Origin of the sequence: Bradyrhizobium sp. SMVTL-02 (genome assembly GCF_051853005.1) — a bacterium.
In the GTDB taxonomy this organism is placed as follows: Bacteria; Pseudomonadota; Alphaproteobacteria; order Rhizobiales; family Xanthobacteraceae; genus Bradyrhizobium.
The window spans coordinates 102,280-114,497 of the sequence record NZ_CP182469.1 but is presented as its reverse complement, the minus strand read 5'-3'; the positions used below and the strand labels follow the sequence as shown (position 1 = coordinate 114,497).

10 protein-coding genes are annotated in these 12,218 nt (G+C 64.6%); all 10 read left to right on the top strand.

From position 1 onward, the window contains the following. Window positions 1-43 precede the first annotated feature (43 nt). The 10 genes from ACNJYB_RS00475 to ACNJYB_RS00430 all read left to right on the top strand — a co-directional run bounded on the left by ACNJYB_RS00475 (window position 44) and on the right by ACNJYB_RS00430 (window position 12,174). On the top strand, window positions 44-679 hold the full coding sequence (locus ACNJYB_RS00475; RefSeq protein ID WP_439372209.1) for an arylesterase: 636 nt from the start codon (window positions 44-46) through the stop codon (window positions 677-679). A gap of 174 nt (window positions 680-853) precedes the next feature. Continuing rightward, window positions 854-1,390 (top strand): RNA 2',3'-cyclic phosphodiesterase, encoded by a 537-nt coding sequence (gene thpR, locus ACNJYB_RS00470; RefSeq protein ID WP_439372208.1) that lies wholly within the window; start codon window positions 854-856, stop codon window positions 1,388-1,390. A 226-nt stretch (window positions 1,391-1,616) separates the two neighbouring features. Next, window positions 1,617-2,804: a cell division protein ZapE gene (gene zapE, locus ACNJYB_RS00465; RefSeq protein WP_439372207.1), complete on the top strand. Its 1,188-nt coding sequence runs from the start codon at window positions 1,617-1,619 to the stop codon at window positions 2,802-2,804. 261 nt (window positions 2,805-3,065) lie between these two features. Continuing rightward, on the top strand, window positions 3,066-4,034 hold the full coding sequence (gene mdh, locus ACNJYB_RS00460; RefSeq protein WP_439372206.1) for a malate dehydrogenase: 969 nt from the start codon (window positions 3,066-3,068) through the stop codon (window positions 4,032-4,034). A gap of 210 nt (window positions 4,035-4,244) precedes the next feature. Continuing rightward, window positions 4,245-5,441 carry an ADP-forming succinate--CoA ligase subunit beta gene (gene sucC, locus ACNJYB_RS00455; protein WP_439372204.1) on the top strand — a complete coding sequence of 399 codons (1,197 nt, stop codon included), beginning with the start codon at window positions 4,245-4,247 and terminating at the stop codon, window positions 5,439-5,441. A 4-nt stretch (window positions 5,442-5,445) separates the two neighbouring features. Further along, window positions 5,446-5,925: a DUF1579 family protein gene (locus ACNJYB_RS00450; RefSeq protein ID WP_439372203.1), complete on the top strand. Its 480-nt coding sequence runs from the start codon at window positions 5,446-5,448 to the stop codon at window positions 5,923-5,925. A 36-nt stretch (window positions 5,926-5,961) separates the two neighbouring features. Then, window positions 5,962-6,846, top strand: a complete 885-nt coding sequence (gene sucD / locus ACNJYB_RS00445) for a succinate--CoA ligase subunit alpha (RefSeq protein ID WP_439372201.1) — start codon at window positions 5,962-5,964, stop codon at window positions 6,844-6,846. Window positions 6,847-6,982: 136 nt separating this feature from the next. Then, on the top strand, window positions 6,983-9,940 hold the full coding sequence (locus tag ACNJYB_RS00440) for a 2-oxoglutarate dehydrogenase E1 component (protein WP_439372200.1): 2,958 nt from the start codon (window positions 6,983-6,985) through the stop codon (window positions 9,938-9,940). Between the two features lie 172 nt (window positions 9,941-10,112). Beyond that, window positions 10,113-11,357 (top strand): 2-oxoglutarate dehydrogenase complex dihydrolipoyllysine-residue succinyltransferase, encoded by a 1,245-nt coding sequence (odhB, locus tag ACNJYB_RS00435; protein ID WP_439372199.1) that lies wholly within the window; start codon window positions 10,113-10,115, stop codon window positions 11,355-11,357. A 55-nt stretch (window positions 11,358-11,412) separates the two neighbouring features. Beyond that, window positions 11,413-12,174, top strand: a complete 762-nt coding sequence (locus tag ACNJYB_RS00430; protein ID WP_439372197.1) for an SDR family oxidoreductase — start codon at window positions 11,413-11,415, stop codon at window positions 12,172-12,174. The last annotated feature ends 44 nt before the right edge of the window (window positions 12,175-12,218 follow it).

The following is a 12,218-nucleotide window of genomic DNA, read 5'->3' as shown; positions in this document are numbered from 1 at the left end:
TGGCAACTCCGATAGCGCGGTCGAGAGGCGTTACGGATTGTTCATGCACATAGCCGTGTTGGTGCTCGCCTTCATGACAATTGCGAACCCGGCCGGGGCGGACGCGACAAAGCCGGTCAAGCTTGTCGTTCTCGGCGATTCCTTGAGCGCCGGGCTCGGCCTCCCGGCCCGGGAGGCGTTTCCCCAAAAGCTCCAAAAAGCCTTGCAGGACAAAGGCATAGCGGTCGACATGACCAATGCCGGGGTGTCGGGCGACACCGCCTCCGGCGGCCGCGACCGGCTCGACTGGTCGGTCCCCGATGGAACCGATGGCGTCATCGTCGAACTCGGCGCCAACGACGCGCTGCGCGGCATCGATCCCGCCCTGACGCGCACGGCGCTGACCGACATCGTGCAGCGGCTCAAGGCGCGCAAGATTCCAGTGATGCTGTGCGGCATGCTGGCGCCGCCAAATTACGGGGCCGACTACGCAGCGCGCTTCAATTCGATTTATCCGGATCTGGCCAAGGAATTCGGAGTGCCGCTCTATCCGTTCTTCCTCGCGGGCGTCGCAGCCGACGCCAAGCTCAACCAGGCCGACGGCATCCATCCGACCGCGGCGGGCGTCGACATCATCGTCGGCAACATCATGCCCATGGTGGAGGCATTCATTGGCACGATAACCGAGCAACGGCGTTGAAAAGCAGGCAGCGCTAACCCTAATTCCCAGGGTTTTCCCGGGGTTGGGCGCGCGAAGCTTCGCAGAGTCACACAACTGCGATAGGAATCAGGTTACCGGTGATTCGTCGCCGGCTCTAATTTGGATATGGTCCTCGCCTCGAGGGCCGTGCCCAAGCATCGGGAGTGCGAAACGATGCCGCGTTTGTTCACTGGTCTGGAAATTCCGGCCGACATCGGCCAGTCGCTTTCCAATCTTAGGGGCGGCCTTCCCGGCGCCCGGTGGATCGATCCCGAAAATTATCACGTCACCCTGCGCTTCATCGGCGATATCGACGGCGTCTCCGCCAACGAGATCGCCTCGATGCTGTTTCGCGTCGACCGCAAGCCGTTCGAGGTGAAGGTGCAAGGGCTGACCAGCTTCGGTGGCCGCAAGCCGCGCGCGGTGGTCGCCACCATCGCGCCGAGCAAGCCGCTGATGGAATTGCAGGCCGAACTCGAGCGCATGATGCAGCGGATCGGCCTCGATCCGGAGGGACGCAAGTACATCCCGCACGTGACGCTGGCGCGGTTGCACGACGCTTCCGACCGCGACGTCGCCGACTATCTGTCGCTGCGCGGCTACTTCCCGAGCAAGGCCTTCACCGCCGAACGTTTCGTGCTGTTCTCCTCGCGCGCATCGACGGGCGGCGGCCCCTATGTCGTCGAGGACGCCTACGAACTCTGTGAGTAGCTCTTCACCTCTCCCCGCTGGCGGGGAGAGTCGGATCGCTCTTGCGATCCGGGTGAGGGGCTACAGGTCCTTCGATGGATCTCATACGCGGATAGAACCCACCCCGACCCTCTCGGAGCGAACGAAGTTCGTCACGGCCCAGAACGGGCGAGGGAGAAGAAGCGCGCATACCCCGTCCACCATTTCACGGCTTGCAATTTCCGCCCATCTCTGGCCGTAAGGGGCCATGCTCTCCACCGAAAACTCCTCATTCCGCGAGGCATACCAGGCCGAGATCGCATCGGGCGCGATCGAGCCCGATGCTGCGCAGGCCGAGGTCGCCGAGGCCTATGCGGCGCTCGACCAGCGGCTCGCCGCTTACAAGCCCGCGCGCAAGCAAGGGCTGCTCAGCCGCCTGTTCAGCAGCAGCGACAAGGACGAGGCGCCGCGCGGGCTCTACATCCATGGCGAGGTCGGCCGCGGCAAGACCATGCTGATGGACCTGTTCTTCCAGCACTCCTCGGTCGAGCACAAGCGCCGCGCGCATTTCCACGAATTCATGGCGGATGTGCATGAGCGCATCTACGATTATCGCCAGAGCATCGCGCGCGGCGAGATCGCCGACGGCGACGTCATTGCGCTGACGGCGACGGCGATCTTCGAGGAGAGCTGGCTGCTCTGCTTCGACGAATTCCACGTCACCGACATCGCGGACGCCATGATCCTGGGACGCCTGTTCGCAAAACTGTTCGAGCTCGGCACCGTCGTGGTCGCGACCTCGAACGTCGCGCCCGACGATCTCTACAAGGGCGGCCTGAACCGCTCGCTGTTCCTGCCCTTCATCAAGCAGATCACCGACCACATGGACGTCGCGCGGCTCGATGCGCGCACCGACTTCCGGCTGGAGAAGCTGCAGGGCGTGCCGATGTGGCTGACACCGGCCGATGGCGATGCGGATGCCGCGCTCGACCGCGCCTGGTCGAAGATGTCAGGCGGCGCCAAATGCAGATCGCGCGACATCTCGATCAAGGGCCGCATCCTGCACGTGCCGTGCTCGGCGCACGGCGTGGCACGGTTCTCCTTCGCCGATCTCTGCGAGAAGCCGCTCGGTGCATCCGACTACCTCAGGCTGGCGCACGACTATCACACCATCCTGGTCGACCATATTCCAGTGATGGACTTCTCCCAGCGCAACGCCGCCAAGCGCTTCATCACGCTGATCGATACGCTCTATGACAATGCCGTGAAGCTGATGGCCTCGGCCGATGCCAACCCGATCTCGCTCTACCTCGCCACCGAGGGCAACGAGGCCATGGAGTTCAAGCGGACGGCGTCGCGCCTGATCGAGATGAGCTCGGAATCCTATCTGGCGCTGGCTCACGGCCGCAAGGATTCCACTGCCAGCGGCTCCACCAAGGGCCTGGTGGAGACTTAAGTCCTATTCCATCATCTTCGCCGGCGTCATTCCGGGGCGCGACAAAGTCGCGAGCCCGGAATCCCATCGCGCCGCCCCACTCTGCCGCCCGATGGATTCCGGACCTGCGCCTGTCGGCGCATCCCGGAATGACGGAAGGGTATGCTGGCTGCCATCGCGCCCAGCCCGACAAATGGGCATTCGCCGACTTGAACGCGGGAAGCGAAAGGGATAACCACCCATCAGTTTTCCCTCCTTCGGATGTCTAAAGGACAGGTTCACATGGCGCGCGACAAGATTGCTTTGATTGGCTCCGGTCAGATCGGCGGAACGCTGGCTCATCTCATCGGCCTGAAAGAACTGGGCGACGTCGTGATGTTCGACATCGCCGAGGGCGTGCCGCAGGGCAAGGCGCTCGACATCGCGCAGTCCTCGCCCGTCGACGGCTTCGACGCCCGCTACGCCGGCGCGAACTCCTACGAAGCGCTCGACAACGCCAAGGTCTGCATCGTCACCGCCGGCGTGCCGCGCAAGCCCGGCATGAGCCGCGACGACCTCCTCTCCATCAACCTCAAGGTCATGGAGCAGGTCGGTGCCGGCATCAAGAAGTACGCCCCTGACGCCTTCGTCATCTGCATCACCAACCCGCTCGACGCGATGGTCTGGGCCCTGCAGAAGGCGAGCGGCCTGCCGCACAAGAAGGTCGTCGGCATGGCCGGCGTGCTCGACTCGGCGCGCTTCCGCTACTTCCTGGCCGACGAATTCAACGTCTCGGTCGAAGACGTCACCGCCTTCGTGCTCGGCGGCCACGGCGACACCATGGTGCCGCTGGTGAAGTACTCCACCGTCGCCGGCATTCCGCTGCCCGACCTCGTCAAAATGGGCTGGACCTCGCAGGCGCGCCTTGACGAGATCGTCGACCGCACCCGCAACGGCGGCGCCGAGATCGTCAATTTGCTCAAGACCGGCTCGGCCTTCTACGCCCCCGCCGCTTCCGCGATCGCGATGGCCGAGAGCTACCTGAAGGACAAGAAGCGCGTCCTGCCCTGCGCCGCGTACCTGAACGGCGAATACAGCGTGAAGGACATGTATGTCGGCGTGCCCGTCGTGATCGGCTCCAAGGGTGTCGAGCGCGTCGTCGAGATCGAACTCGCCGGCAAGGACCGCGAGGCCTTCGACAAATCGGTCGGTGCCGTGCAGGGCCTGGTCGATGCCTGCAAGAAGATCGCACCCGATCTTCTCGGCCGCTAAGGCTCCAACAATACCCCGCCGAAGATCGAAAAACCGGTCTTCGGCGGTTTCAATTCCGGGACCCGCTGCCGGGCGAGTTCCGTCCAAGCCGTCCAGATCTCGATCGATGTCAAAGAATCCGGGTTGCAGTTCCTGTGGTATATGGTATGCCAGACACAAGACTGAGGTGGGCCCAAGAGGTCACCGCCCGCGGGTTCAGGGAGCGACCATATGAATATCCATGAATATCAGGCCAAAGCGCTGCTGGGTGAGTTCGGCGTGCCGATCTCCAAGGGCGTGCCGGTCCTCAAGGCGGCCGACGCGGAAGCCGCCGCCAAGGCGCTGCCCGGTCCGGTCTGGGTGGTGAAGAGCCAGATCCATGCCGGTGGCCGCGGCAAGGGCAAGTTCAAGGAAGCCTCGGCGGGCGACAAGGGCGGCGTCCGCATCGCCAAGTCGGCCTCGGAAGTCTCCGAGTTCGCCAAGCAGATGCTGGGCGCCACGCTGGTGACGGTGCAGACCGGCCCTGCCGGCAAGCAGGTCAACCGCCTCTATGTCGAGGACGGCTCGGACATCGACAAGGAGTTCTACCTCTCAATCCTGGTCGACCGCGAGACCTCGCGCGTCTCCTTCGTCGTCTCGACCGAAGGTGGCGTCAACATCGAGGACGTCGCGCACAACACACCTGAGAAGATCGTGACCTTCTCCGTCGATCCCGCCACCGGCGTGATGGGCCATCACGGCCGCACGGTTGCGAATGCGCTGAAGCTCTCCGGCGATCTCGCCAAGCAGGCGGAAAAGCTCACCGCGCAGCTCTACGCCGCCTTCGTCGCCAAGGACATGTCGATGCTGGAGATCAACCCGCTGGTCGTGACCAGGCAGGGCCAGCTCCGCGTGCTCGACGCCAAGGTGTCGTTCGACGACAACGCGCTGTTCCGTCACCCCGAGGTCCTCGCGCTGCGCGACGAGACCGAGGAAGACGCCAAGGAGATCGAGGCCTCCAAGTACGACCTCAACTACGTCACCCTCGACGGCAACATCGGCTGCATGGTCAACGGCGCCGGACTTGCCATGGCGACGATGGACATCATCAAGCTCTACGGCATGGCCCCGGCGAACTTCCTCGACGTCGGCGGCAGCGCCAGCAAGGAGAAGGTCGCGGCCGCGTTCAAGATCATCACCGCCGATCCGAACGTGAAGGGCATTCTGGTCAACATCTTCGGCGGCATCATGAAGTGCGACGTGATCGCCGAGGGGGTCACGGCTGCGGTTCGTGAAGTCGGCCTCAGCGTGCCGCTGGTGGTCCGCCTCGAAGGCACCAATGTCGAGCTCGGCAAGAAGATCATCCGTGAATCCGGACTGAACGTGGTGCCGGCCGACAATCTCGACGACGCCGCGCAGAAGATCGTGAAGGCCGTCAAGGGAGGCTGAGGCCATGGCCCAGGACCATCTCGCCGCATCATCTCCGCTCCCCGAGCACGCGCGCCTCGCCGCGTTCGCGGGCGAATGGGATGGTGAGGAGATGGTCTTCCCGTCGCGCTGGACGGCGGGCGGGCCGGCCACCTCTCGCGTCGTCGCGCGCATGGACCTGAATGGATTTTATCTGATCCAGGACGCGGTCCAGATGCGCGACGGCAAGCAGAGCTTTGCCACCCACGGCATCTTCACCTTCGATCGCGACGACCGGACCTACAAATTGTTCTGGTACGATTCGCTCGGCTACACGCCGCCCTCGCCCGCTTCCGGCGGATGGGTCGGCAAGACCCTGACGCTGGTGCGCGGCTCGCTCCGCGGCAATGCGCGCCATGTCTACGAGATCATCGACGACAATTCCTACTCGTTGAAGATCCAGTTCTCGCCGGACGCGGAAGGCTGGACTGACGTCCTCACCGGCGTCTACCGCCGCATCCACTGACCCCCTCACTCTGTTAGTTTCGCGAAAGCAGACCTCATGTCCATCCTGATCGACAAGAACACCAAGGTCATCTGCCAGGGCTTCACCGGCAAGAACGGCACCTTCCACTCCGAGGCCGCGATCGCCTACGGCACCAAGATGGTCGGTGGCACCTCGCCGGGCAAAGGCGGCTCGACGCATCTGGGCCTGCCGGTGTTCGATACCGTGCGCGAGGCGCGTGAGAAGACCGGCGCCGACGCCTCGGTGATTTACGTGCCGCCGCCTGGCGCGGCGGATGCGATCTGCGAAGCCATCGACGCCGAGATCCCGCTGATCGTCTGCATCACCGAAGGCATTCCGGTCTTGGACATGGTCCGCGTCAAGCGCTCGCTGACCGGCTCCAAGTCGCGCCTGATCGGGCCGAACTGCCCGGGCGTCATGACCGCCGGCGAGTGCAAGATCGGCATCATGCCGGCCAACATCTTCAAGACCGGCTCGGTCGGCATCGTCTCCCGCTCCGGCACGCTCACTTACGAAGCGGTGTTCCAGACCTCCCAGGAAGGCCTCGGCCAGACCACCGCGGTCGGCATCGGCGGCGACCCGGTCAAGGGCACCGAGTTCATCGACGTGCTCGAAATGCTGCTGGCCGACCCCAAGACGGAATCGATCATCATGATCGGCGAGATTGGCGGTTCCGCCGAGGAGGACGCTGCCCAGTTCCTCAAGGACGAGGCCAAGCGCGGCCGCAAGAAACCGATGGTCGGCTTCATCGCCGGCGTCACCGCCCCTCCCGGTCGCCGCATGGGACATGCCGGCGCGATCATCTCAGGCGGCAAGGGCGACGCAGGTTCCAAGACCGAAGCGATGAAATCGGCAGGGATTACAGTGTCGCCGTCGCCCGCCCGCCTCGGACACACGCTTGCCGAAAAGTTGAAAGGGTAATTCATTTCTTCGTGCTTTTCCGGGCGAAGTTTCGCAGCAAATAGGGTAAAGGGTGCCTGTCGCGTCGAGCCCTGTCGGGAAGCTCGGCGCCAGCGCCGTTTGTTATGCGCGAACCGAAATCGCCAGGAACTCAAGTATGTCTCGCCAGGACGCGAACGCAGCCTTTGCCCTGTCATCCTTTTTGCAGGGCACCAACGCCACCTACATCGACGAAATCTACGCCCGCTATGAGCAGGACCCGTCCTCGGTCGACGCCGAGTGGCAGGAGTTCTTCAAGAGCCTCAACGACCAGCCCGCCGACGTCCGCAAGAACGCCGAGGGGCCGTCCTGGGAGCGGGACAACTGGCCGCTGACGCCGAAGGACGAGCTCACGTCTGCCCTCGACGGCAATTGGGCGGAAGTCGAGAAGGCGGTCGGTGCCAAGATCGCCTCCAAGGCGCAGGCCAAGGGCGCCGACGTCTCCTCCGCCGACGTGCTTCAGGCGACGCGCGACTCGGTCCGCGCGCTGATGCTGATCCGCTCCTACCGCATGCGCGGCCACTTCCATGCCAAGCTCGATCCGCTTGGCATCGAAGCCCAGCGCAACCGCGAAGAGCTCGATCCCCGCACCTACGGCTTCAGCGAAGCCGATTTCGACCGCAAGATCTTCCTCGATCACGTGCTCGGCCTCGAATACGGCACGCTGCGCGAGATCACGGCGATCTGTGAGCGCACCTACTGCCAGACGCTCGGCGTTGAGTTCATGCATATCAGCAATGCCGCGCAGAAGGCCTGGATCCAGGAGCGCATCGAGGGACCCGATAAGGAGATCTCGTTCACTCCCGAAGGGCGCCGCGCCATCCTGACGAAGCTGATCGAAGCCGAGGGTTTCGAAAAGTTCTGCGACACCAAGTTCACCGGCACCAAGCGCTTCGGCCTCGATGGCGGTGAAGCGCTGATCCCCGCGCTCGAGCAGATCATCAAGCGCGGCGGCAATCTCGGCGTGAAAGAAATCGTGCTCGGCATGCCGCATCGCGGCCGCCTCAACGTGCTGACCCAGGTGTTGGGCAAGGCCCATCGCGCCCTGTTCCACGAATTCAAGGGCGGCTCGGCCAACCCCGACGCGGTCGAAGGCTCGGGCGACGTCAAGTACCACCTCGGTGCCTCCTCGGACCGCGAGTTCGACGGCAACCGCATCCATCTGTCGCTCACCGCCAACCCCTCGCATCTCGAGATCGTCGATCCCGTGGTGCTCGGCAAGGTCCGCGCCAAGCAGGACCAGCACGGCGATCCGCCTGATATGCGCATCTCGGTGATGCCGCTCTTGATGCACGGCGACGCTGCGTTCGCCGGCCAGGGCGTGGTCGCGGAGTGCTTCGGTCTCTCTGACCTGAAGGGCTACCGCACCGGCGGCTCGGTGCACTTCATCGTCAACAACCAGATCGGCTTCACCACCTATCCGCGTTACTCGCGCTCCTCGCCCTATCCGTCGGATGTGGCGAAGATGATCGATGCGCCGATCTTCCACGTGAACGGCGACGATCCGGAAGCCGTCGTGTTCGCCGCCAAGGTCGCGACCGAATTCCGTCAGAAGTTCCACAAGCCGGTCGTCATCGACATGTGGTGCTATCGTCGCTACGGCCACAACGAGGGCGATGAGCCGGCGTTCACCCAGCCGGTCATGTACAAGCGGATCGCCGCCCATCCCTCGACCCTCACTCTCTATGCCAAGCGCCTGATTGCCGAAGGCGTGGTCACCGAGGGTGAAGTCGACAAGCAGAAGGCCGACTGGCGCGCGCGGCTCGATGCCGAGTTCGAGGCCGGCACCTCCTACAAGCCGAACAAGGCCGACTGGCTCGACGGCAAGTGGTCCGGCTTCAAGATCGCCGACCAGGAAGAGGATGCACGACGCGGCGTCACAGGCGTCGACATCGCCACGCTGAAGGATATCGGCCGCAAGATCACCAAGGTGCCTGACGGCTTCCGCGTTCACCGCACCATCCAGCGTTTCCTCGACAACCGCTCCAAGGCGATCGAGACCGGCACCGGCATCGACTGGGCAACCGGCGAGGCGCTGGCGTTCTGCTCGCTGCTCAACGAAAACCATCACGTCCGCCTGTCCGGGCAGGATTCGGAGCGCGGCACCTTCTCGCAGCGCCACTCCGTCCTGATCGACCAGGAGGACGAGAGCCGCTACACCCCGTTCAACCATCTCGGCCACGAGCAGGGCCATTACGAGGTCATCAACTCGCTGCTGTCGGAAGAAGCGGTGCTCGGCTTCGAATACGGCTACTCGCTCGCCGAGCCGAACACGTTGACGCTGTGGGAAGCCCAGTTCGGCGACTTCGCCAACGGTGCGCAGGTCGTGTTCGACCAGTTCATCTCTTCGGGCGAGCGCAAATGGCTGCGCATGTCCGGCCTCGTCTGCCTGCTGCCGCACGGCTATGAGGGCCAGGGTCCGGAGCACTCCTCGGCGCGCCTCGAGCGTTACCTGCAGATGTGCGCGGAAGACAACATGCAGGTGGTCTACCCGACCACGCCGGCGAACTATTTCCACGTGCTGCGCCGGCAGCTGCATCGCGAGATCCGCAAGCCGCTGATCATGATGACGCCGAAGTCGCTGCTGCGTCACAAGCGGGCGGTGTCGCGTCTCGAGGAGCTCGCGAAGGGAACGACCTTCCACCGCATCCTGTACGATGACGCCCAGATGCTGCCGAACGAAGCCATCAAGCTCGTTCCGGACGAGAAGATCCGCCGCATCGTGCTGTGCTCCGGCAAGGTCTACTACGACCTCTACGAGGAGCGCGAGAAGCGCGGCATCGACGACATCTACCTGATGCGCGTCGAGCAGCTCTATCCGGTGCCGCTGAAGGCGCTGGTGGCCGAGCTGTCGCGCTTCAAGAAGGCCGAGATGGTGTGGTGCCAGGAAGAGCCCCGCAACATGGGTGCCTGGCACTTCATCGAGCCCTATCTGGAATGGGTGCTGAACCAGGTGAACGGCGCGAGCCGGCGTCCGCGTTATGTCGGCCGCGCCGCTTCCGCCGCGACCGCCACGGGTCTGATGTCCAAGCATCAGGCTCAGCTGAAGGCGTTCCTGGACGAAGCACTGAGCTGAACTTTTTGAACTGCGTCATGCCCCCCCTTGTGCGCAACCAGCGCACCGGAGCGGGGCATCCAGTCGTCGTGACGTGAGTGCGAACGTCCCGGCTTGCTGGAAGGCCGGCTTTCCGCCGGCCGATGACACCTGAATTCATGACTGCTACCGGCGATCCCTTAAGGAAGAGACCATGACTGAAATTCGTGTGCCGACGCTCGGCGAATCCGTCACCGAGGCTACCATCGGCCGCTGGTTCAAGAAGGCCGGCGATCCCGTCGCCGTCGACGAGCCCTTGGTGGAGCTCGAGACCGACAAGGTCACCATCGAGGTCCCCGCGCCCTCCGCGGGCACGCTGAGCGAGATCATCGCCGCCGATGGCGCGACGGTTGCCGTGGGTGCGCTGCTCGGTCAGATCACCGACGGTGCCGGCGCCGCCAAGCCCGCCGCTGCTCCCGCCAAGCCTGCCGCCGCGCCCGCTCAGGCTGCTGCGGCCCCGGCGGCTGCCGCCGCTGCCGCGAAGGCGCCGCCGGTCGATGCGCCGCTCGCTCCGTCCGTGCGCAGGCTGTCGGCCGAGACCGGTATCGACGCTTCGACCGTTCCCGGCTCCGGCAAGGATGGCCGCGTCACCAAGGGCGACATGTTAGCTGCGATCGAGCGTGCTGCCTCCGCACCGACGCCGGTCAACCAGCCCGCCGCCGCCGTGCAGGTGCGCGCGCCGTCGCCGGCCGACGACGCCGCCCGCGAAGAGCGCGTCAAGATGACCCGCCTGCGCCAGACCATCGCGCGCCGCCTCAAGGACGTGCAGAACACCGCGGCCATGCTCACGACCTTCAACGAGGTCGACATGACCAACGTCATGGCGCTGCGCGCCCACTACAAGGACGCGTTCGAGAAGAAGCACGGCGCCAAGCTCGGCTTCATGGGCTTCTTCACGAAGGCCGTCGTGCAGGCGCTGAAGGACGTCCCGGCAGTCAACGCCGAGATCGACGGCAGCGACCTGATCTACAAGAACTACTATCACATCGGCGTCGCCGTCGGCACCGACAAGGGCCTGGTCGTGCCCGTGGTGCGTGACTGCGACCAAAAGTCGATCTCCGACATCGAGAAGAGCATCGCCGATTTCGGCCGCCGCGCCCGTGACGGCCAGCTCAAGATCGACGAGATGCAGGGCGGCACCTTCACCATCACCAATGGCGGCATCTACGGCTCGCTGATGTCGACCCCGATCCTGAACGCGCCGCAGTCGGGCATTCTCGGCATGCACAAGATCCAGGAGCGGCCGATGGTCGTCGGCGGCAAGATCGAGATCCGCCCGATGATGTATCTGGCGCTGTCCTACGATCACCGCGTCATCGACGGCAAGGAAGCCGTCACCTTCCTGGTTCGCGTCAAGGAGAGCCTTGAAGATCCGGCGCGGCTGGTGCTGGACCTCTGATCCCTGATGCTCTGCGAGCGCCGTCGCTCTGTCGTGCGACGGCGCGTGTCGAACCATGGAGGCGCGTGTGACGGATAAAGTCGTTGTCATCACCGGCGGCGGCCGCGGCATCGGCCGTGCGACCGCGATCGCGGCGGCCGCGCGCGGCTTTCGCGTCGTGGTCGGCTATGCCAGCAACAAGACGGCGGCCGACGAGGTGGTCGCGCAGATCGAGGCGAGCAACGGCAAGGCCATCGCGGTGAAATGCGATGTCGCCGAGGAAAGCGACATCCTCAACCTGTTCCAGGAAGCGGACAGGTTCGGCACCCTCGGCGCGCTCGTCAACAATGGCGGCATCGTCGGCAAGAGCGGCGTGCGCGTCGACGAGATGTCGGCCGAACGCATCCAGCGCGTGATGGCGGTCAATGTCACTGGCTCGATCCTCTGCGCACGCGAGGCGGTGAAGCGGATGTCAACCAAGCACGGCGGCAAGGGCGGCGTCATCGTCAACCTGTCGTCGGTTGCTGCGAGGCTCGGCGCCCCCAACACCTATGTCGATTATGCCGCGTCCAAGGGCGCGGTCGATTCCTTCACCGTCGGTCTCGGCTACGAGGTCGCGAACGAAGGCATCCGCGTCGCCGCGATCCGTCCCGGCCTGATCGACACCGAGATACACGCCGCCGGCGGCGAGCCGGACCGCGCCCATCGTCTGGCCCACATGGTGCCGATGAAGCGCGTCGGCACCGCCGACGAAATCGCCAATGCCATCGTCTGGCTGCTGTCGGACGAGGCCTCCTACGTCACCTCAGCCATTCTCGATGTGTCCGGCGGACGCTGACGCGCCGCGCGGACGCTGACACATCCTCGTCACGCTAAACCTAC